This is a genomic window from Acidobacteriota bacterium (assembly GCA_016196035.1).
Lineage (GTDB): Bacteria > Acidobacteriota > Blastocatellia > RBC074 > RBC074 > JACPYM01.
This window is the reverse complement of the sequence record JACPYM010000051.1, coordinates 39189-59654: the sequence shown is the minus strand read 5'-3', so window position 1 is coordinate 59654 and position 20466 is coordinate 39189. Positions and strand designations below refer to the sequence as shown.

Here is a 20466-nt window from a genome sequence, read left to right as displayed (position 1 = left end):
TCCCGTTTCGCGCGTGCGAAGCCGAGAGGAAACTGTTATTTAGCCGCGCCCTGCACCTTGGCAATGACTTCTTCGCTCACGCTCTTCGGCGCTTCTTCGTAGCGCGCGAAGTGCATCGTCGAAGCAGCGCGTCCCTGCGTCATCGAGCGTAGATCGGTTTCGTAACCGAACATCTCAGCCAGCGGCACCATCGAGGTGATGATCTGCGTGCCGGGCCGCGAATTCATGCCTTCGATACGGCCCCGGCGCGAACTCAGGTCGCCCGTCACCGAACCCATGTAATCTTCGGGCGTCACGACCTCGACCTTCATCACCGGTTCCAGCAACACGGGATTGGCCTTGCGCGCCGCTTCCTTGAAAGCGATGGAACCCGCAATTTTGAAGGCCATTTCCGACGAGTCCACTTCGTGGTAGCTGCCATAGACCAAATTGACTTTGACGTCCACCAACTCGTAGCCAGCCAGAATGCCGCCTTGCAAAGCTTCTTTCACGCCCTTCTCAACCGCCGGAATGTACTCCTTTGGAATCACGCCGCCTACGATCTTGTTGTTGAACTCGAAGCCCTTGCCCGCCTCGTTCGGCTCAATCTCCAGCACGACGTGACCGTACTGACCACGCCCGCCGGTCTGGCGCGCATACTTCTCTTCGGCCTTGGCTGGCTTCTTGATCGTCTCGCGGTAGGCGACCTGCGGCTTGCCGACGTTAGCCTCGACACCGTATTCGCGCTTCAAGCGGTCAACGATAATCTCCAGATGCAATTCGCCCATGCCGGAGATGATCGTCTGGTTGGTCTCGTGATCGGTGGTGACGCGAAACGACGGGTCTTCCTGCGCCAAGCGGCCCATCGCAATGCCCAGCTTCTCCTGATCCGGGCGCGTCTTGGGTTCAATCGCCAGCGAGATGACCGGCGTGGGGAACTCCATCGCTTCCAGGATGACCGGCGCGTTCTCGGCGCACACGGTGTCGCCGGTCGTCGCGCCTTTCAAGCCAACCAGCGCGACGATTTCGCCAGCGTAAGCTTCCTCAACCTCTTCGCGCTTGTTCGCGTGCATGCGCACGATCCGTCCGATACGCTCGCGGCTATCTTTTGTCGTGTTCAGAATGTAGGAACCAGACTTGAGCACGCCGGAGTAAATGCGCGTGAAGCAAAGCTGACCGACGTGCTTGTCGGCCATGATCTTGAACACCAAACCGGAGAAAGGCACTTTGTCGTCAGCCGCGCGCTCGACTTCTTTGCCTTTGAGGTCAACGCCCTGCATCGGCGCGATGTCCGTCGGTGAAGGCATGTAATCCACCACCGCGTCCATCAGCGTTTGCACGCCTTTGTTCTTGAATGCCGTGCCGCAAACGACCGGGAAGAGTTGAATCCCGATGCAGCCTTTGCGCAGCGCCGCGCGAATCTCGTCGTTGGTGATCTCGGTGCCTTCCAGGTACTTTGTCGCCAAGGCGTCGTCCACTTCGGCGACGGCCTCGATCATCGCCTCGCGCGCAGCCTTGGCCGCATCAAGCATGTCGGCGGGAATTTCTTCGGTACTGTAATCCGACCCCAGCGTCTCGTCCTTCCAGTACAGGGCCTTCATCTCAATGAGATCAATGCAGCCCTTGAACTGGTCTTCCGCGCCGATGGGCATCTGAATCGGTACCGGTTTCGCGCTGAGTCGCGTGCGGATCGTGTCCACCGCGTGATCGAAATCAGCGCCGGGGCGATCCATCTTGTTGATGAATGCAATGCGCGGGACTTCGTATTTGTCAGCCTGCCGCCAAACGGTTTCGGATTGCGGCTGCACACCAGCCACCGCGTCAAACACGGCCACCGCGCCGTCCAGCACGCGCAAACTGCGTTCGACCTCGATGGTGAAATCCACGTGGCCGGGCGTATCAATGATGTTGATGCGGTATTCGATCTTGTTGCGCTTCCAGAAACAGGTCGTCGCGGCGGACGTAATCGTGATGCCGCGCTCCTGTTCCTGCGGCATCCAGTCCATCGTGGCCGTGCCGTCGTGCACTTCGCCGATCTTGTGCGAGATGCCCGTGTAGAAAAGAATGCGCTCGGTCGTAGTGGTCTTGCCGGCATCAATGTGCGCCATGATGCCGATGTTCCGAAATCTGTTTAACGGTTCCTGTCTTGGCATACTACCCCGCTAGTCTGTCGTACAGCTTGATGCCGACTAGCCCTATGTCTGCGGTGTGCCGTTGCGATTCCCAGCAATTACGCTACGAGCCGCTCTCCAGCCACCTTTCCTTCATTCTCCTGAAAAACCTACCAACGGTAATTTGCAAAGGCCTTATTCGCTTCAGCCATGCGATGCACGTCTTCGCGCTTCTTGACCGAATTGCCTTTGCTCGCGGCGGCGTCCAAAATTTCGGCAGCCAGTCTATCCACCATAGTCTTTTCACCGCGCTCGCGGGCATAGTTTGCCAGCCAGCGCATCGCCAGCGCTACCCGACGACTGGCATTTACCTCGACCGGCACTTGATAGTTGGCACCGCCCACACGTTTGGATTTGACTTCAACCTTAGGCTGAAGGTTCTCAATCGCCTTTTTGAAAATCTTCAGTGGATCTTCTTCGCTCTTCGCCTTAATTTTATCGAGCGCGCCATAAAGGATGCCTTCCGCCACGGCCTTTTTGCCGTCCCACATCAGAGTGTTGACGAATTTAGCCACCAACGGGCTATTGTATACTGGGTCAGGCAAAATCTCGCGTTTAGGAACTTCTCTTCTTCTCGGCATAGTTGCTTCAACCTAGTTTCTGCTCTGGGTTATTTCTTCTTCGCTCCGCCTTTGGCTGGCACAGCAACTCCTTCTTTCGGACGTTTCGCGCCATATTTTGAACGTCCCTGCTTGCGATTGGCAACACCGGCAGAATCAAGTGTGCCACGCACAATGTGATATCGTACACCCGGCAAATCTTTCACACGTCCGCCACGCACCAACACAATCGAGTGTTCCTGCAAGTTGTGCCCAATACCAGGGATATACGAAGTCACTTCGATCCCGTTGGTTAAACGCACGCGTGCAATTTTGCGCAAAGCCGAATTCGGCTTTTTTGGCGTTTGCGTTTTCACCTGGACGCAAACCCCACGACGTTGCGGACATGACTGCAACGCGGGGCTGGAAGTTTTATAACGTACTGCCTTACGGCCTTTGCGTACTAACTGGCTAATAGTTGGCATAGTACTCTATCCGAACGCTTAATCCTCTCAGCGTGCCACCACTGTGGCTGAAAATAAGAGGCTCATCCGCGCTCAAACTTGCATTCGTGTCAGTGAAAACAAATACTGGACTTACCCAATAACTTGATCACTGCCCTATTGATGAAACTGTTTAGGAATGTGGGATATTCGTCTAATTAAACATGTGCAGATTTGGCGTCCCAACGTCGCCGAGTTTCTCTGTGGCGTATTCTCCTGACCAGGATAGCCAAAATTGCTGCCCGCAATTTTGGCTATCCTATTTGGAACGATGAATGCGCTAGAAACGCAACGCCACAATACTTTCTCATCTGGTTGTCAAAGTGTAATCCCAAATTCAACCAGCAAGCAGCGCCTCTGCACTTAACGACCTTCAAAACGCTGCTTAATTTGTTTGCCGAGTAGAATGTACCCGACAAAGCCCGTGACTATACGAATCAGTCCCTGGTCTGTCAAGCCGGTTTCGCATTGTTTGCATGATTTTTCGGCAAATAGTTATTGGAGAGGCGCGGCTTTCTCGTGGGGCGTTTCAGTAACGGTTGGCAAGTCAGACACCACCCGCAAAGCGGGTGGCTTGATGAGCGTGAGCGTCGCAAAGACGCTCGACCTATTGAATGGGTAGGGTGACCTTGAGCAAGTCAAAATCTCCAAACCCGTTTAGAAACGTCCGCTGCCGTCCGAACCTTCTTGCTCGCGAATGTATTTGCAGATTTGCTCGACGTTGAAACCGACCGTCGAAACCGCATAGCCGCGCGCCCAAAAGTATTCGCCATTGAAGTCGCGTTCTTTGCCTTGCAAAAGCGCAATCGCAATCGCGCTTTTGTCCTTGATAAACCCGATCACCGAGGCCACTGAGTGCTTGGGCGGGATCTCAATGCACATATGCACATGATCCGCCACGAGGTGGCCTTCTAGCATGCGGCACTCTTTTTGCCGCGCCAGTTCGTGGAAGGTCGCCCCCAACTGCTGCCGCAACTCACGGTACAACACCTTGCGCCGATATTTGGGGACAAACACCACGTGATATTTGCAATCCCACTTGGTGTGGGACAAGCTCTGATAACTTTGTTCCAGAAATAAAGTTCTCCTCTGGTTAAGGCTCATCAAGCCTCCAGAGGAAAAGTTTACTCCTAGAACGCTCAAAGCTGTGCGAGTCGCACTGCTCAAACCAGTGGCTTACCCTTTGTTATTCAGTTAGTTGCTAGAGCCAAAATTTCTTCTTGTTTTCAGCCAAACCTTGCGGCTCTTCCTGGCCTGTGTCTTCGCTAACGCTAAAAACGTTGCGTGAAGGAAGTTCAATTGCTGAGAGAACTCCTGTCAAATAAGCACCCGTATCTATTCCGATCAAATGGTCTCGTAACCAAACCTTTTCCCGCTCTCCGAAAAGCATACCTGTAATCGTGTGACCGAAAACTACGGTCTTGCCTCCGTATTCGGCAAAAAAGTGACGATTACGCGCCCAGATTAGCGCTGGATGGTCAGGGGTTTCCTTGGGATGAAAAAAGCCACCACTCCCATCTTCTACCAATGAGGCATGAACATAAATGGCGTGTTCGTCCTCATCCCAAGTAGGCAAATCGGCAATAAAGTTACAATGTTCTTCCGGAATTGTGAGGTTGCCTTCCTCGTCAAGATAACTTTGCAGCGTCTCAATCCCGCCATTGATGTACCATAGCTCAACTTCTTCGCTGCCAGGTTGCGCCAAGGCTGAAAGCATCATGACTTCGTGATTGCCCCGAATAACCGTGACCGTCTGGGGAGCCTGTTTTTTCAACTCAATTGCACGCTCAACCACGCCACGCGAGTCCTCTCCTCGGTCTACGAGATCACCAATTAATACCAGCCGATCCTTGCCAGGCTGGTATTTCATTTGTTCCAGCAGCCGCTCAAATAATATGCGTTTACCATGGATATCACCTACAACCAGAGTCCTCATAGCCGTGCATTATTGCTCAAGTTGCCTTGAAATGAAAAACTAAAAAGTTATGATACACAGGCATTAGTACCATTCACGCATCAATTAGATTTGAAACAACCCAATGTCATCTGCCCTTACTTTGGCAAACCTGCTGACCATCTTACGCCTGTTGATAGTGCCAATCTTTGTGATTGCCATTTATTACCAGGAGTTCACCTGGGCGCTCGCGCTATTCTTTAGCGCGGCCGTGACTGACGGACTAGATGGTTTTTTCGCCCGCGCTTTTAACCAAAAAACCCAATTGGGATCAATTCTTGATCCGATGGCAGACAAACTGTTATTGGTAACAGCCTTCATCGTCCTTTCAAGCCACGGACTGACGAAAACACTGCCCATTCCATTTTGGGTAACTGTGGCGGCCATCAGTCGTGATGTTTTTATCGTGCTTGGAGCGTTAGCGATCAACATCTCAACTGGCTTTAGTCAGTTTCGTCCTTCGGCTCTGGGTAAGCTTAATACCTTAGTACAAATCGTCACCATTGCCGTCTTCCTCGCAGCAAATGCCTTCGCTCTGGATACTCGTTTAATTACCGTGACTTGCCTTGCTACATTTCTAATGGCGTTGTTATCAGGGATTCACTATATCTTTCATGCGAACCGACTCTTGAACGAGAAGTCGCACGAATCTCCGAAGTAGCCACCTCTATGAGAGAGCCTCCTAAAAGCACTGGCTCGACTTTCGGCAACCCGCTTGAATGGTTGCGCTGGGTGCCTGCTATGGCAGTTGCGCTCTTAGCCCTACTGCTTTTGGCAATCTGCGGCGGCGTTATCTTTCTACCCATGTTATGCGCCATCGCCTTGGCATATCTTTTAGCCCCTTATGTGAAACGGTTTGAACAGCGCGGCTGGTCCCGCGCAAACGCCTCTGTGCTGTGTTTGATCCTAACGGGATTATTATTCGCCCTGGCACTGATCTTCATTTTGCCAAACATCTGGGAGCAGCTAGGCAATGCGTATCAGCGCGCCTTGATGCTTTTTACCAATCGTGAAAAGGCCGCTCCATTACTCAGCAAGTTAAAACAAACGCTCCCTCCGTTATACAGCAGCTACATTGATGCCTTAGGGGAACGTCTCTTGGCTTCGCTCAACCAGTATAAATTTAGCGAACTTGCGTTAGGCTGGTTTCAAAGCGGCATTTTCCAACTCTTCACGTTGACCGCCTCGATTTTCGACCTCTTGCTGATTCCTTTTTTTACCTATTACTTGCTGGCGGATGCGCCTGCTATCAAAAGCCGGTTTGAGTTGCTAATTCCGCCGCGTTTTCGGCCACAAGCGTTGGCCCTGATGAATCGGATTAGTCTGGTTATTTCTTCCTACATACGTGGGCAGTTGGCAATAGCAGCGATTATGGGATCAATGTACATTCTTGGCTTCGCGCTATTGCGCGTTCCTATTGCTATTACGCTTGGAGTGATTTCAGGACTACTCAACTTTATCCCTTACATTGGAACCTTGACAGGTCTCTCATTATCGCTGATTTTCCTCGTTTTGGACGGTGCGGGTCTGCCCCGCCTACTTGGGATACTGCTGCTTTTCGCAATCGTCCAAAGCATCGAAGGTTATTATTTGACGCCCAAGATACTTGGCCATCGCCTTGATCTTTCCCCTTTATGGGTCCTGGTAGGATTGCTGATTGGGGGAAATCTCTTTGGCTTGCTCGGAATTGTGTTGGCATTACCTGTCCTGGCAGTGGCAAAAGTACTGTTGGAATTTTTGGAGGAGATTTATCAGCAGTCCGCTTTTTATTCACGCACGGTGTCCCCATTGCTGACAGGTGATGGCTTACCGGTTGAACCAGGGTCAAAATTCCAAGCGTCCTACCTCCACCCCACGTCCTCAGACCAGGAATCCTCTCCGCGCATAATCATAACGTCTAGCGAACTCGCTTCGCGGCTACGTGATCGGCCTACGGATAGTGAAGAGAAAAATTAGCCTCTCCGCTCAAAAAAGTTGACAGTGATAGACTCAAGCCGTATATTCCGGCTCGCATACGAAACTTGATATATCGTTATGCAACGTCAGTAAATTTGTGGCAACTCGGTTGGCAGGGACTGGAATTCGGGTTGCTATACGTTTGCGACGAATCTGTTCGTGAGTTGATGGAGGCAGAATGAGTAAAGTTATCGGTATTGATTTAGGTACCACTAATTCAGTCGTGGCGATTATGGAAGGCAGTGAGCCGGTCGTGATCACCAATTCTGAAGGTGGACGCACCACCCCGTCGGTGGTCGGTTTCACTAAGGACGGCAACCGCTTGGTCGGACAAGTGGCAAAACGCCAAGCCGTTACGAATCCTGAAAATACGGTTTATTCAATTAAACGCTTTATGGGACGGCGCTACAACGAAGTCTCCAGCGAATTGAAGCAAGTTCCCTATATCGTCACCCAGGCAGGCAATGATGTGCGTGTGAAAGCTGGGGATAAAGACTGGTCGCCGCCCGAAATTTCGGCAATGGTGCTGCAAAAATTGAAGCAGTCCGCTGAAGACTACTTAGGCCAAAAAGTTTCGCAGGCTGTCATCACCGTGCCAGCCTATTTTAATGACGCGCAACGCCAAGCCACTAAGGACGCAGGCAGAATTGCTGGCCTGGAAGTGTTGCGCATCGTCAACGAGCCGACGGCTGCCGCGCTCGCTTATGGTCTGGACAAAAAGAAAGATGAGACGATTGCCGTGTTCGATTTCGGCGGCGGCACCTTCGACATCTCGATCCTGGAGGTGGGCGAAGGCGTAGTCGAAGTGAAATCCACCAATGGCGACACGCATCTGGGCGGCGACGACGTGGATGAACGTTTGATCCAGTGGATCACGGAAGAGTTCAAGAAGGATCAAGGCATTGATCTCTCCAAAGACAAGATGGCTTTGCAGCGCCTGAAGGAAGCCGCAGAGAAAGCCAAGATCGAGTTGTCGTCGGCAATGGAAACTGAGATCAACCTGCCGTTTATCACGGCGGACGCCTCAGGGCCAAAGCACTTGCAGATGAAGCTGACCCGCGCGAAATTTGAAGCGCTGATTGACGACATTCTGCAACGCACGCTCGAACCGTGTCGGAGTGCTTTGAAGGATTCCGGACTGACGGCCAACCAGATTGACGAAGTCGTGTTGGTCGGGGGTTCGACGCGCATCCCGAAGATTCAACAACTGGTCAAAGAGTTCTTTGGCAAGGAACCCAACAAGAGCGTCAACCCGGACGAAGTCGTCGCCATCGGCGCGGCGGTGCAGGCTGGCGTGTTGTCGGGCGATGTGAAAGACCTGCTGCTGCTCGACGTAACGCCGCTGAGCCTCGGCATTGAAACGCTGGGTGGCGTGTTCACCAAACTGATCGAACGCAACACGACGATTCCGACGCGCAAGTCGGAAATCTTTTCGACCGCGACAGACAACCAGACTTCGGTCGAAGTCCACGTGTTGCAGGGCGAACGTTCGATGGCGGGCGACAACCGCACGCTGGGCAAGTTCCATCTGGTTGGCTTGCCGCCCGCGCCGCGCGGTGTGCCGCAAATCGAAGTCACCTTCGACATTGACGCCAATGGCATCGCCAACGTCTCGGCGCGCGATTTGGGCACGGGCCGCGAGCAAAAGATCACGATCACCGCTTCGTCGGGTCTCTCCAAAGAGGAAATTGACAAGATGCAGCGCGATGCCGATTCGCACGCCGAAGATGACAAGCGCTTGCGTGAGGTGATCGAGACCAAGAACCGCCTCGATGCGCTGATCTATTCGAGCGAAAAGACGATTGCCGAAAACCGCGAAAAGATTCCGGTCGGCACGCTTTCCGAGGTCGAAGCCGCGATTGTCGAGGCCAAGGCGGCGGTCGAATCGAATGATCCGGGGCAAATCAGCGTTCAATTGGACAAGCTGACGCGCGCCACGCACAAGATCGCTGAGGCGCTCTATGCGCAACAATCCGCCCCAGGCGCAGACGCGGCGGCAAGTGCGGCTGCGGGCGCGGAGGGCGCGGCAGGTGGCGCACCAGGGAAAGGCCCCGACGACGTCATTGACGCCGAATACATTGACGTAGATGAGAACAAGTAGTCGGTAGTCAGTTGTCGGTTCTTACAAGCAAAGGCTTGAACCGGCGACCGACTACCGACTACTGGCTACCGACTACCGGTTATGCGGCAACATCGGCTTATCAGCGATCTAGCGGCGATTGAGCAGCAGTTAAAGCAACTGGCGCAAGGCCCGAGTCTGTTCACAGCGGAACAGGCGAGCGGCACCTGGGCGCCGGCGGTGGACATTTACGAAACGGCGGAAAGCTTTGTGCTCACGGCGGAAGTGCCGGGCGTTAAAAGCTCGGAAGTAGACGTCAAGGTCGTAGACGGAACGCTGGTCTTGCGTGGTGAACGCCGCTGGGAACACGAAGACAGAGGCGAGCATTTCCACCGTTTGGAAAGCGCCTACGGCAAATTCGAGCGGACATTCAGTCTGTCAGAGCGCATTGATGTTGAGGGCATTACCGCCGAGTTAGCCCGCGGCGTGCTGAAGCTGGTACTGCCCAAGAAGGCCAGTCAAAGCACGGCCAAAGAAATCAAAGTTGAGGCGGAGTGAAAACGAGTGCTGAGTGTCGCGGGCGCTGAGTGCTGAGCAAGCCACGGCTGACTCAGTAGGCAGCGCCCGACGCTCAGCACTAAAGTTTATATGGCTCAAAAGGAAGACTTCTACAAAACATTAGGGGTCAAACGCGCCGCCACGCAGGATGATATTCGCAAGGCGTACCGGCGGCTCGCGCGTAAGTATCACCCCGACGTAAACCCCGGCGACAAGTCGGCGGAGGATAAATTCAAGGGGCTTTCGGAAGCCTACGAAGTCCTCTCTGACCCGAAGAAGCGCGAGGTTTACGATAAGTTCGGGTCGTACAGCGACAACATCCGCGACGCTTCGGCGCGCGGCGCTGGCGGGCCGGGCTTCGATTTTGATTGGAGCGTCTTTTCAGGCGCTCCGGGCGCAGCCGGTGCGGGCGCAGCCGGGCAAGGCCCTGGCGCAGGACCAAGTTTCAAAGACATTTTCAGCGACTTGTTTGGCGGGGCGACGCGCACCGCCACGCAATCCCGCACCCAATCCAAGCGCGGCGCGGACATCGAAGTTCCACTGGCCATCAGTTTCGAAGACGCCATCAACGGCCTGACCACCAGTTTGAGCGTGCGCCGCACCGATCCGTGTGTGCGTTGCGGCGGCAGCGGCGAAGCCAATAACGGACAAGTCACCTGTGCGACCTGCCAGGGCAGCGGGAAGGTTTCAGGCGGCGGCGGCTTTTTGCGTTTCGATCAGACCTGCGGCGATTGCAACGGCACAGGCAAACGGCGTCAGCCCTGCCCGGTTTGCAGCGGCAGAGGCGCTGTCCCGAAGACGGAAACCGTTAAAGTGCGCATCCCGGCGGGCGTGGACACTGGCTCGCGTGTGCGCGTCGCGGGCAAAGGCGAAGCCGGTTTGCGCGGCTTGCCGCCGGGCGATCTTTTCATCGTCACGAATGTTGCCTCTCATGCGATCTTTACACGCAAGGGCGACAACATACATTGCACGATCCCCATCACGCTGCCCGAAGCGGCGTTGGGCGCGAAAATCGAAGTCCCGACCGTGAGCGGTAAAGCCCAACTGCGCATTCCGCCCGGCACACAATCGGGCCAGGTTTTTCGTTTGCGCGAAAAAGGCGCGCCGAGTTTGCGCGGCGCGACGCACGGCGATCAGTACGTGGAAGTGAAGATCGTCCTGCCCAAATTGATTGACGAGGATTCGAAGCACCTGCTGCGCGAGTTTGCCAAACGCAATCCCGAAAACCCGCGCGTGGCTTTAGGGCTGGAATAAGGAGCACTTATGACGCCAAAAGGGATTGGCAGTAAGCGTAAAACCAAAGGCTACACGATCAGCGCCATCGCCGATCATTACGGAGTGCACCAGCAAACGCTGCGGCTTTACGAACGCGAAGGGCTGCTCAAACCCTCGCGCTCGGATGGCAACGTCCGCCTTTATAGCGACGAAGATGTCGAGCGCCTGGAAGTCATTTTGAAGCTGACGCGCGATCTGGGCGTCAATCTGGCTGGGGTCGAGATCATCCTGAACATGCGCGAGAAAATGGATCAGATGCAGCGCGAGTTCAATCGCTTTTTGGAGTCGCTGCGCAATTACGCCGAACAGAGCATGGCCGAGTCACAAGACCCGCATAACTTACAAGCCCTGGTGCCGACGCGCCGCACCATCGTGCTCAAATCAACCAAGCGTGTTGCCACGATCCGCGAAGCAGCCGGCAGAGAAGACTGAGCCTGCTCACAAGACATCGGCAAAGGCTTTCTTCGTCCGTTCAAACCACCAATAGCCAACGCCGAAACAGACCAGCGCAAACGCCATCGTAATAGCCAACCCGCGCCAATCGGGCAATCGCCCTTCCAATAAAATGCGCCGATAGCTGCTGATCAACGCTGCCAGCGGATTCAACTCCACTAGCCAGCGATATTGGGCCGGGATCACCTTTTCGGGATAAAGGATCGGGGTCAAATACATCCAGGCCATCAGCACCAATTGCGTAAATTGCGCGGTGTCGCGGATAAAAACGCCGAAGCTGGCGGCCAGCCAACCCAACCCCACGGTTACCAGTAACTGCGGCACCAACAGCAAGGGCAACAACAGCATGGTGGGCGACAAGGTGTGTTCAAACATTGCCGCCACCACGATCAGCACCAAGGTGCCGAACAGTTGTTGCGCAATCGCTGAAAGCGCCAGATTGACCGGTAGCGCTTCAATGGGAAAGACCACACGTTTGACCAAATTGACATTCTCGGTCAAAGCCGTGGCCGAACGCTGCACACCCTCGCTAAACGCAATCCACGGCAGCATTCCGCAAAACATGTAAATCGCGTAGCCGAACTGGCTGGTCTCATTGCCGAAGCGCGCATTGAAAATCCCCGCAAAGATCACGGTAAAAATCAGGATTTGGATGGCCGGGGTGATGATCGTCCACGCCAGGCCCATCACCGAGCCTTTATAGCGGTTGGTCAGGTCGCGTTTGACCAGCGAACTGATCAAACCACGATGTTCGCGCAATAAGGCGAACGCGGGCGACCAGAGCGGGACATTGGCGCTTGATTGATAACTCATTGGCAGGTCAGTGCAGCGTCGTGGCCGTGCGCCGGGTTTCAGCAGGTTGCTCTTCGGCAAACGGCGCGCGCGGATAGGTGAATTCGTTGCGGCTGGGAGCCGCTGACGGAACTCGTTCCGAAACAAGCTCGATACCCGCCAGTTTTGACAGCAGGGTTTCGTATTCGTCAGTGATCTGCTCCCAGTTGTAAAGCTCCAAAACGCGGGACATGGCGCGGCGGCGATATTCGGTAATCAGCGCGGGGTCGGCCAAGATGCGTTGCAGTTGCCGCGTCAAATCAGCTACCGAATCATAGAGAATGCCCGCCGCGCCGAGCACTTCGACATTCTCCGGCGTGTTCAACGTCAGCGCACAATTCCCTGCCCCCATCGCTTCAATCAGCGCCGGATGCGTGCCGCCCACTTCGGTCGCGTGCACATAACAATAGGCGTTCTGCTGTAGCGCACGATAATCCTCGCCAAACACGAAGCCAAAAAATTTCACGCGCGGATCGCGGGTGCTTTTGAGTTGTGCGATGTATTCCTGTGCGTAAGGCGCGCCGCCGACGATCACCAGCGGCCAGTCGGTCTTGAGGTTTTGATAAGCCTCGATCACCAAGTGCGCGTTATTCTCCGGTTCCAAACGGCTGACATAAAGCACGTAGCGATTCGGCTCCAGGTCATACTTGGTAAGCAAATCAGGCATCGCGCGGCGGGCGACTTCAGCTCCATAGGCAATCATGGCCGACTCTTTGCCGTAGCGCGTGGCGTAATAGTCCTGGATGACTTGCGCATCGGTTACGATGGCGGTCGGCAAAAAGGTCGAGAGCCATTCCGAAACCAGATAATAACCGCGGCCCACCCAATTCCATTTTTTGCGCTTCCGCTCCAGCCCATCCACGTTGACCAGCGTCGGCGTCCCCAGCAACCTGGGGATGAACGAGAAAAGGCTATTCGCCGCGTTGCAAAGCAAAATCACGTCATACTTGCGGAAGGTGGCGTGCAACACGGACAGGAGCGTGTGGATTACCGTGTCGAAATACTTGTGGCGAATTGTCGGCAGGACAACCAGTTTAACGCCGTTGTAACGCGTGGTCGTGCGGCTATTCGAATAGTGCTTCCGGCAATAGACCGTAACGTCATGCCCGCGCGCCGCCATGCGCGTTCCCAATTGTTCGGCAAATGTCTCAAAACCGCCGTAGTTCGCGGGAATGCCGCGCGTCCCCAAAATGGCAATTTTCATAAGAAGAAATGCGCCCTCAACTGAAGTCCATCACCGGGGGTAACTCGAAGAGTCACGTTGTTTGGGCTTAGTAATTCAAGAAGATTGAAACCGGTCTGCGCTAAACGCCATTGCAGTATAGCCTCGCCTAGTTCAATTCGCTATCCCCGGCAACTGTTTCCCGCAGACTTTTCCCACCTCCTCAAATGACCGGGAAATGACCGGGCAACAGTGGACAATTCGGCCAAGCTCCGGCTAGAATGCCCGCACTTTCGAGCGGTCCTCGCAATTTTCGAGCGGTACAAAGATCAGAGAGCACCACCTTGGATCAAACGATCTGCTCATTTGATCAATACAAGGAGAAAATCGAACGTATGCGACAATTTCAAGTGCCCCTTTGCCTTGCCGTGCTTATTTGTGTGCTCATTTGCGCCCCACGCGCTACGCAAGCACAACAAGCAAAAGATAAAGCCGAGGCAAAGCCCCCCACAATCACGGCGCCCCTGGTTGGGGAAATCCCTATTCCACCGGTGCTGACCCATGCCAAAGATCTGACCAAACTCGTCTTGCCCAGCCTCAGCAACAGATTACTCAATCCGCCCATGCCCTTTGGCGGCGACCCGGCGGCGAGCTTACGCTCGGCAATCTTGAATAAGCTGGGCATTCGTTATCGCTTCTATGGCACGAATGATAATGGCTATGATTGTTCAGGCTTCGTCTGGCGCGTTTTCCAGGATGCGGGCGTGGATTTTCAGCGCGTGGCGGCGCGCTCGCTGTGGAGCCAGTTGCCAGAACCGACCCCAGAGGAAATCAAACAGTTCGGCACGCTGGTCTTTTTCAACGACCTAAAACACGTGGGCATCGTGCGCGACGCCACGACGTTCTATCACGCCTCAAGTTCAAAAGGCGTGACCGTTTCTGAATTTGCCGGTTACTGGGAAAAGCGCATCACAGGCTATCGCCGCGCGCCGCTGGCACTCATCCCGCAATTGATGAGGGCCGCCGAGTAAAGCTCCGGCGAACTTAAACCAAACGCGGCTGCCGGCGTTGAAAGCGCCCGGGCAGCCGCGTTTGGTTGTTACAGCGTTTTTGGCAAAAACCCAGCCGATTTGGTTTTCTTTTCCGACTTATCCCAAAAAGCGACGATCCGGGCGATGTCCACATACCCCTGCCGATCTTCTTTTTCCAACACGAGAATGCTGCCCTCCACTCTGATAATTTTGCCGCTGACAGCGCCTCCTTCGCACACCACGTCAACTTCTTTGCCGATGCGGGCCTCCAACAGATTTCTCACGATACATTGCTCCTTTTTTTAGACGAATTGTTTGCCTTGCAAAAACGGCGGCATTCTACTGCATCGGTCATAATTCTGAAAAAGGTTGGTCAGGGGCTGACGAATGAGCCAGTTTCGGCGATAATCACGGCGGACTATTCGGATTATGCAAAACCATACCACACGAGAAATCATGACGGCCCTGCAATACCTGCTGATCGGCTTTGTAGCGCTAGTCATCCTGCAGCAATGGTTCAGCCAACGCCCGCAAATTTGGCAGTTGGGCGGTTGGATCATCCTCGCCGGAGGCCTGAGCATCCTGCGCATCTTCATCCTGGTCTTGATCGAATGGGTGCGTGGCAATCGCTGGCAATCCATTCGCCGCCGCAACTGGGATTGAAGATTCCGCCCAGGCGCTCACACCAGCAGCTTCACACCATCAATTGGCCGCCATTGATTTCGATCAGTTCCCCGTGGATATAACTCGCCGCCTCTGACGCCAGAAACGCAATCACCCGCCCGCACTCTTCCGCCATGCCCGTGCGCCCCAACGGAATGCCCGCCGCAAATTGCCGCATCATCTCTGGCGTAGACATACGTTCGTGAAAGGGCGTTTCGATCACGCCCGGCGCGACCGCATTGACGCGAATGCCGAACGGCGCAAGCTCCTTCGCCATCCCTTTCGTCAAACAATGCACGCCCGCTTTGGCCGTCGCATAAACTGCCGCGCCCGGCCCGCCGCCGTGATGCCCGGCAATCGAACCGACATTGATAATCGTGCCCGCCTGGCGTTCGATCATCTCACCCAGCGCCGCCTGCGAAACCAGCCAGACGCTCTTCAAGTTCAGGTTCATCACCTGATCCCACAACTCTTCAGTGAATTCGCGCAATGCGCAACGCTGCACCAGATCGCCCGCGTTGTTGACCAGAATATCAATGGGGCCAAGTTGCGCCCGCGCCGCCGCCACAACGCTCTCAGCGCCCGACTTGGTCGAAACGTCCGCTTGAATGATGACGCCGCGCCCGCCCGCCGCTTCAATGGCTTGCAAAGTCTCTTCCGCCCCCGCCCGATTTTTGTGGTAGTTGATCGCCACCGCCGCGCCGCACTCGGACATGGCCAGCGCCGCCCAACGACCGATGCCCGTGCTCGCGCCGGTGATTAAGGCCACACGTCCGCTCAAGTCTTGCTTGTTCATACTGATTTTCCTTTGGTGATGAATGTGATTGCTCCGCCAGCGTTTGGATAATGCCCGCCGATGGGGCGTGGCTGGCAGTCTAGCGCAGGCGCGCGGCGTGGCTCAATGCGCGCCATGAATCTTTCCCGCTTGGCCGACTTGGCCGGCTTGGCAGCGTTAAAATTCGTGACTGGCTGGCGTACAAGCTGAAAACAAGCGAGTAGCTGCGACAAAATCCGAATCCCAATCCTCAGCGGCTTCGTCTTAGGCAGTGCGTGTCACCTGATTGACCTTGGCGAATTGCTGAATTATTTGTACTTTCCGGAAAGTCATTGCGGCTTCTGCTAAGGCAAGCTAAACCTGAGGGAGATGAGCAGCATCTCGCGCCTCGCAACCCCTATCCAAGGAGACAAAATGGAACGTAAGCAAGCATCCGATTATCCGCAGGAGTTGTTAGACCTGTTTCACGAGTACCAGCATGGCGACATCACGCGCCGTAGCTTCCTCGACCGCGCGGGCAAGTTCGCCACCGGCGGCCTGACCGCCCTGGCGATTTTCGAGAGCCTGAAGCCGAACTATGCCTGGGCGCAACAAGTGCCGCCCGACGACAAGCGCATCAAAGTCGGCTACGAAGTGGTGCAATCGCCAGCGGGCAACGGCACGATCAAGGGCTATCTGGCCCGTCCGTCTAAAGGCGGGAAACTGCCCGTGGTGCTTGTCATTCACGAGAATCGCGGACTCAGTCCCTATATCGAAGACGTGGCCCGCCGCTTCGCGCTCGCCAACTTCATCGCCTTTGCGCCCGACGGATTGACCTCGGTCGGCGGTTTTCCGGGCACCGATGAAAAAGGCGCCGCCGCCTTTCGCACGGTGGATGGCAAAAAGATGACCGAAGATTTCGTCGCGGCGGCCAAGTGGCTTAAGGCGCGCCCGGATTCAACCAAGAAACTGGGCGCGGTCGGATTCTGCTTTGGCGGCGGCATCGTGAATCAATTGGCCGTGCGGCTGGGCGCTGATCTAAACGCGGGAGCGCCTTTCTATGGCCGCCAGGCGGGCGCTGATGATGTCCCCAAGATCAGCGCGCCGCTGTTGCTGCATTACGCAGGCAATGATCAAGGCATCAACGCGGGCATCGCGGCTTATGAAGCGGCGCTCAAGGCCAACAACAAGGTCTACACCGTGCACATGTACGAGGGCAAACAGCACGGCTTCCACAACGACACGACGCCGCGTTATGACGAAGCGTCGGCGAAACTGGCCTGGACGCGCACGCTCGAATTTTTCAACAAATACCTGCGCTAAATCCAAACAACCGAGCTTGACACATTGATTGAAAAAGTAAGCGTGGCGCGCCAGCGTTTAGAGTTCCGCCTTTAGGCGGTCAGCGCGCCGCAGGCACGTCAATCGCGCGCTGACCGCCTAAAGGCGGAACCCTAAACGCTGGCGCCTGCGGGGTTCGGTAAAACCTGAATGTGTCAATGTCAGTTGCTTCGATTTAACAACCGCAGCAATGGGTAGCAACAAAAAGGCACAATGCATTCGACCTGTTGCATTGTGCCTTTTTGCAGTTTGGCAATCGCCAAATCTCAGTGGCACGCGGCGTCATAGACCAATGCACCACCGCTGATCGTGGCCGCAATGTCCAGTGTCGCGCTTGGCGCATCCCAACGAAACAGGATCAAGTCTGCGCGCCGCCCGGCTTCAAGCATTCCGTATTGCTCGTGCACGCCCAACAACGCCGCCGGATTTGCGCTCGCCATCCGCAAAGCGTCCGTCAACGTCGCCTCGGAATAGCGAACTGTATTCGCCACCGCTTCGTGCATTTCCAATACCGACCCGGCCAGATAGGCCGTGCCCGGCAAGCAGACGCGGCCGGCGGGGGTGACTTCGACTTCGATGTGACCCAGGCGATAGCGGCCCGGCGGACAGCCTGCGGCGGCGATGGCGTCGGTGACGAGGATGCTGCGCGCGACGCCCTTGCAGCGCAGGAAGCATTTGACGACGGCGGGCGGCAGGTGCTGGCCGTCTACGATAAAGCTGGCGCTCAGTTCATCCGCCGCCAGTTGTTCCCAAATGTAATTCGGATGGCGCTCGATCCTGGCGTGCGAACCATTGCCAAGATGCGTGGACAAGCCCGCACCTGCTTTGACCGCATCGGCGATTTGCGCGGGCGTGGCAGCGGTGTGACCGATGGCCACGATCACACCGGCGGCGGCGGCGCGTTCGATAAAGGCATTCGCTTCCGGCCATTCGGGCGACAAAGTCACGAGGCGAATCTGCCCGCGCGCGGCATCCTGCCAGCGCTCGAACTCGTCCCAATCTGGTGGCCGCGCGTGTTCACGCGGATGCGCGCCGCGTGGGCCATCTTCGGTTGAGATGAACGGGCCTTCCAGATGCAAGCCCAGCATACCGCGCGCGACTTCAGGGAATTCATCTGCCGCGCGCAACAGGTTGGCGAAACATTGTGCGATATGCGCGTGCGAACCCGTGATTACCGTCGGCAACAGCGCTGTCGTGCCCGTGCGCCACAGTTGCCGAAAGGCCGCAGCAATTTGTGCAGGGGTGGTGCTGGCGTCGTTGAAATCTACGCCAGCGTAGCCGTTGATTTGCAGGTCAATGAAACCGGGCGCGAGATGATATTCAGCGCCGCCAAGGTCACAGGGCTGCGCCAAATCTGCCAGTTGAACAGAATGGATGCGCCCGGCGGCAATTAACACATCTGTCAGTGTCGCACCTGCGAGGTCATTGAGTTGTCCTCTGACTCGCTTCATGGTGTTGTTTTGGCAATGCATTATGGGAAGCGGCCCGCACTCTAGCACAACTCGTTCAGCCTCGCGCGGCAGCGGTTGCTGCGCAGCATCCGTCATTTTGCGCCCACGCCGGAGCCAGGCGGATGGATGCTGAGTAGTGCAACCCGCCGAGTTGCCCCGTGTCATCAGTCGGGCCGTGGCGTAGCTGTTAGGCCATAGTTGGAGTGGATGACGCCGCGCAACCTCGGCGGGTTGCGCTACGCTCACGCACTTCCCTTGTTGCGGCGTGATGTAGCGCAGGCACATGGCAAATGTGCCTGGTATAATGGCCTACGTAGTTATGCAGAAAGAACCGATGTACAAAATCTGGTTGGCGGCATTGCTCTTGAGCCTGGCGGTCGCTGTCATCGCGCAACAAACCGACGCCCCACGCCCAGCCGCTGGCTTGCCGCAAACATACGCCCAACTCAAGACCGCCACGGAGTCAGACTTGCTGCTCGTGCTGAGCGAACCTACCGTTAATCAGGCCGCACAGAGCCTGACCGGGATGGAATTCACGCTGGCGAATGGCGCGTTGTTACGCATCAAAACCATTACGGCCCGGCTGACGGCGGCGGGCGCGGAAGTGAAATTGGAAGTGCTGGCTTTCTCTTCGGCCACGTCCGCAAAAGCGCTGAACCTGCGGCTGACTGGGATTATGAACAATGCCGAACCGCAGGACGGCGCGTTACGACTGCCCTTCCGCCTGACCGAAGTTGCGTTGGATAACGGCGTGCTCACGCCCTTGTTACGGCTTTGGTTTGGCGAATGGCTATCGCCGGAGCGCTGGAATGCGGCCTTGCCCGCGCTCACCGTGCCGCGCGAGGTGGCCGAAACGCTGGACATCCCGGCGGCGCAATTCGAGGTCGGCGGTTCGTTGCCGATGACGGTGACGACGAAGCCATATCAATTGCCGTTGCCGTTCACCCTTTCAGCGTTATGCATTTTGGAAGGCCGGGCTGTGGTGGGATTGCGTCTGGCTGAACTGACAAATGAAGAGGCGTTGAGTGTGAATTCGCCGGCTGCGGCAGCCTTGCCTGTCGAGCTTGCGCGGTTGAGCGAACAGCTTGGGGTGTCGCGCTCCTTGCGCGCGCGCTTGAGCCGCCGCTTATTGAGCCAGATGCTGCTGCGCCTGGCCGCCGCGCGCACGGATGACATTCAAATGCTGTTGCGGCCCGGGCGCGTGCGCGAAGAAGCCGTGGATGGACTGGTGAAAGTGACCAATTACACCGATCTGGAAAGCGGCAACGCGCAGGCGGATGTGCAACAATTCGTGCTCGACCGGATTGACGCGGGCGGCCTCACCGCGCGCTTACGCCTGCAAGGTGTTTTTGACACGCGGCTACGCGGACGCGAATATGGCATCCCGTATCGCATCGCACCGCATGGCACGTTTGCCATCAATGACCGGCCCGTGCCGTTGCGCGTAACCAGCACGGACGGACGCGCCTTTTTGCAGGCCACGCCCGGCACGCAATTGCTGCTGGATTTGCGCTTTCAGCTTGGTCTGGTGGGGCGCGAGATCGGTTTCAATCGCCAGGCCAATCTGCCAGCCGAGCGGCTGTTAAATCATTTGGAGTTGCCAGCGTTTTATCTGCGTAAGCTGCCGCTGCCTTATAAACTCGCCGTCAATCAACAGGGTAAATTGGACGTGGTCGAACGGCAGGAACGCTGGTTGGAACTGACGGGTCTGCAAATCAGCGCGCAAAGCGAGGCGCTGGAAATCAACGGCGACGTGCTGGTCAAGGCACGTTAATTCTGTACCTGC

General features: G+C 55.9%; 20 protein-coding genes. 10 read left to right on the top strand and 10 right to left on the bottom strand.

Annotated elements, in window-relative coordinates:
* Positions 1-35 precede the first annotated feature (35 nt).
* The 5 genes from fusA to HY011_15425 all read right to left on the bottom strand — a co-directional run bounded on the left by fusA (position 36) and on the right by HY011_15425 (position 5128).
* The gene (gene fusA, locus HY011_15445; protein MBI3424326.1) at positions 36-2132 is read right to left on the bottom strand and encodes an elongation factor G; all 2097 of its coding nucleotides are present in this window, start codon (positions 2130-2132) and stop codon (positions 36-38) included.
* A gap of 128 nt (positions 2133-2260) precedes the next feature.
* Positions 2261-2731, bottom strand: coding sequence for a 30S ribosomal protein S7 (gene rpsG / locus HY011_15440; GenBank protein ID MBI3424325.1), 471 nt, complete (start codon positions 2729-2731; stop codon positions 2261-2263).
* 29 nt (positions 2732-2760) lie between these two features.
* Complete coding sequence (locus tag HY011_15435) at positions 2761-3174, bottom strand: 30S ribosomal protein S12 (protein MBI3424324.1); 414 nt, start codon at positions 3172-3174, stop codon at positions 2761-2763.
* Positions 3175-3849: 675 nt separating this feature from the next.
* A complete protein-coding gene (gene tnpA, locus HY011_15430) occupies positions 3850-4296 on the bottom strand; it encodes an IS200/IS605 family transposase (protein MBI3424323.1) in 447 nt (148 codons plus the stop codon).
* Positions 4297-4393: 97 nt separating this feature from the next.
* Positions 4394-5128: a serine/threonine protein phosphatase gene (locus tag HY011_15425; GenBank protein MBI3424322.1), complete on the bottom strand. Its 735-nt coding sequence runs from the start codon at positions 5126-5128 to the stop codon at positions 4394-4396.
* Between the two features lie 103 nt (positions 5129-5231).
* On the opposite strand from HY011_15425, the gene HY011_15420 reads away from it, so the two are divergent.
* From HY011_15420 to HY011_15395, 6 genes are all read left to right on the top strand, one after another.
* Positions 5232-5807 carry a CDP-alcohol phosphatidyltransferase family protein gene (locus HY011_15420; protein ID MBI3424321.1) on the top strand — a complete coding sequence of 192 codons (576 nt, stop codon included), beginning with the start codon at positions 5232-5234 and terminating at the stop codon, positions 5805-5807.
* Positions 5808-5815: 8 nt separating this feature from the next.
* The gene (locus HY011_15415; GenBank protein ID MBI3424320.1) at positions 5816-7102 is read left to right on the top strand and encodes an AI-2E family transporter; all 1287 of its coding nucleotides are present in this window, start codon (positions 5816-5818) and stop codon (positions 7100-7102) included.
* Positions 7103-7280: 178 nt separating this feature from the next.
* Positions 7281-9203, top strand: a complete 1923-nt coding sequence (dnaK, locus tag HY011_15410; GenBank protein MBI3424319.1) for a molecular chaperone DnaK — start codon at positions 7281-7283, stop codon at positions 9201-9203.
* 81 nt (positions 9204-9284) lie between these two features.
* Positions 9285-9719: an Hsp20/alpha crystallin family protein gene (locus HY011_15405; GenBank protein ID MBI3424318.1), complete on the top strand. Its 435-nt coding sequence runs from the start codon at positions 9285-9287 to the stop codon at positions 9717-9719.
* A gap of 90 nt (positions 9720-9809) precedes the next feature.
* On the top strand, positions 9810-10973 hold the full coding sequence (gene dnaJ / locus HY011_15400) for a molecular chaperone DnaJ (protein MBI3424317.1): 1164 nt from the start codon (positions 9810-9812) through the stop codon (positions 10971-10973).
* 9 nt (positions 10974-10982) lie between these two features.
* On the top strand, positions 10983-11426 hold the full coding sequence (locus tag HY011_15395; protein MBI3424316.1) for a helix-turn-helix transcriptional regulator: 444 nt from the start codon (positions 10983-10985) through the stop codon (positions 11424-11426).
* Positions 11427-11432: 6 nt separating this feature from the next.
* Here HY011_15395 and HY011_15390 read toward each other — a convergent pair whose 3' ends face one another.
* Both HY011_15390 and HY011_15385 read right to left on the bottom strand, forming a co-directional pair.
* Complete coding sequence (locus HY011_15390; GenBank protein ID MBI3424315.1) at positions 11433-12260, bottom strand: ABC transporter permease; 828 nt, start codon at positions 12258-12260, stop codon at positions 11433-11435.
* A 7-nt stretch (positions 12261-12267) separates the two neighbouring features.
* Positions 12268-13482, bottom strand: a complete 1215-nt coding sequence (locus HY011_15385) for a DUF1972 domain-containing protein (protein ID MBI3424314.1) — start codon at positions 13480-13482, stop codon at positions 12268-12270.
* Between the two features lie 239 nt (positions 13483-13721).
* On the opposite strand from HY011_15385, the gene HY011_15380 reads away from it, so the two are divergent.
* Entirely contained in the window at positions 13722-14471 is a 750-nt protein-coding gene (locus HY011_15380) for a C40 family peptidase (protein MBI3424313.1), read from the top strand.
* Between the two features lie 68 nt (positions 14472-14539).
* On the opposite strand, the gene HY011_15375 is transcribed toward HY011_15380, so the two are convergent.
* Positions 14540-14755, bottom strand: coding sequence for a hypothetical protein (locus HY011_15375; GenBank protein ID MBI3424312.1), 216 nt, complete (start codon positions 14753-14755; stop codon positions 14540-14542).
* A 145-nt stretch (positions 14756-14900) separates the two neighbouring features.
* On the opposite strand from HY011_15375, the gene HY011_15370 reads away from it, so the two are divergent.
* Positions 14901-15134 (top strand): hypothetical protein, encoded by a 234-nt coding sequence (locus HY011_15370; GenBank protein ID MBI3424311.1) that lies wholly within the window; start codon positions 14901-14903, stop codon positions 15132-15134.
* A gap of 31 nt (positions 15135-15165) precedes the next feature.
* Here HY011_15370 and HY011_15365 read toward each other — a convergent pair whose 3' ends face one another.
* Positions 15166-15930, bottom strand: coding sequence for a glucose 1-dehydrogenase (locus HY011_15365; GenBank protein ID MBI3424310.1), 765 nt, complete (start codon positions 15928-15930; stop codon positions 15166-15168).
* Between the two features lie 393 nt (positions 15931-16323).
* Between HY011_15365 and HY011_15360 the strand changes: the two genes are divergently transcribed.
* The gene (locus HY011_15360; protein MBI3424309.1) at positions 16324-17211 is read left to right on the top strand and encodes a dienelactone hydrolase family protein; all 888 of its coding nucleotides are present in this window, start codon (positions 16324-16326) and stop codon (positions 17209-17211) included.
* A 284-nt stretch (positions 17212-17495) separates the two neighbouring features.
* Here the strand turns inward: HY011_15360 and nagA are convergent, their stop codons facing one another.
* Positions 17496-18680 carry an N-acetylglucosamine-6-phosphate deacetylase gene (nagA, locus tag HY011_15355; protein ID MBI3424308.1) on the bottom strand — a complete coding sequence of 395 codons (1185 nt, stop codon included), beginning with the start codon at positions 18678-18680 and terminating at the stop codon, positions 17496-17498.
* A gap of 304 nt (positions 18681-18984) precedes the next feature.
* On the opposite strand from nagA, the gene HY011_15350 reads away from it, so the two are divergent.
* On the top strand, positions 18985-20454 hold the full coding sequence (locus tag HY011_15350; protein ID MBI3424307.1) for a hypothetical protein: 1470 nt from the start codon (positions 18985-18987) through the stop codon (positions 20452-20454).
* The last annotated feature ends 12 nt before the right edge of the window (positions 20455-20466 follow it).

Coding starts and splice junctions, on each gene's coding strand:
- fusA (MBI3424326.1), bottom strand. CDS start 2,132: ATGCCAAGACAGGAACCGTTAAACAGATTTCGGAACATCGGCATCATG.
- rpsG (MBI3424325.1), bottom strand. CDS start 2,731: ATGCCGAGAAGAAGAGAAGTTCCTAAACGCGAGATTTTGCCTGACCCA.
- HY011_15435 (MBI3424324.1), bottom strand. CDS start 3,174: ATGCCAACTATTAGCCAGTTAGTACGCAAAGGCCGTAAGGCAGTACGT.
- tnpA (MBI3424323.1), bottom strand. CDS start 4,296: ATGAGCCTTAACCAGAGGAGAACTTTATTTCTGGAACAAAGTTATCAG.
- HY011_15425 (MBI3424322.1), bottom strand. CDS start 5,128: ATGAGGACTCTGGTTGTAGGTGATATCCATGGTAAACGCATATTATTT.
- HY011_15420 (MBI3424321.1), top strand. CDS start 5,232: ATGTCATCTGCCCTTACTTTGGCAAACCTGCTGACCATCTTACGCCTG.
- HY011_15415 (MBI3424320.1), top strand. CDS start 5,816: ATGAGAGAGCCTCCTAAAAGCACTGGCTCGACTTTCGGCAACCCGCTT.
- dnaK (MBI3424319.1), top strand. CDS start 7,281: ATGAGTAAAGTTATCGGTATTGATTTAGGTACCACTAATTCAGTCGTG.
- HY011_15405 (MBI3424318.1), top strand. CDS start 9,285: ATGCGGCAACATCGGCTTATCAGCGATCTAGCGGCGATTGAGCAGCAG.
- dnaJ (MBI3424317.1), top strand. CDS start 9,810: ATGGCTCAAAAGGAAGACTTCTACAAAACATTAGGGGTCAAACGCGCC.
- HY011_15395 (MBI3424316.1), top strand. CDS start 10,983: ATGACGCCAAAAGGGATTGGCAGTAAGCGTAAAACCAAAGGCTACACG.
- HY011_15390 (MBI3424315.1), bottom strand. CDS start 12,260: ATGAGTTATCAATCAAGCGCCAATGTCCCGCTCTGGTCGCCCGCGTTC.
- HY011_15385 (MBI3424314.1), bottom strand. CDS start 13,482: ATGAAAATTGCCATTTTGGGGACGCGCGGCATTCCCGCGAACTACGGC.
- HY011_15380 (MBI3424313.1), top strand. CDS start 13,722: ATGCCCGCACTTTCGAGCGGTCCTCGCAATTTTCGAGCGGTACAAAGA.
- HY011_15370 (MBI3424311.1), top strand. CDS start 14,901: ATGCAAAACCATACCACACGAGAAATCATGACGGCCCTGCAATACCTG.
- HY011_15365 (MBI3424310.1), bottom strand. CDS start 15,930: ATGAACAAGCAAGACTTGAGCGGACGTGTGGCCTTAATCACCGGCGCG.
- HY011_15360 (MBI3424309.1), top strand. CDS start 16,324: ATGGAACGTAAGCAAGCATCCGATTATCCGCAGGAGTTGTTAGACCTG.
- nagA (MBI3424308.1), bottom strand. CDS start 18,680: ATGAAGCGAGTCAGAGGACAACTCAATGACCTCGCAGGTGCGACACTG.
- HY011_15350 (MBI3424307.1), top strand. CDS start 18,985: ATGGCCTACGTAGTTATGCAGAAAGAACCGATGTACAAAATCTGGTTG.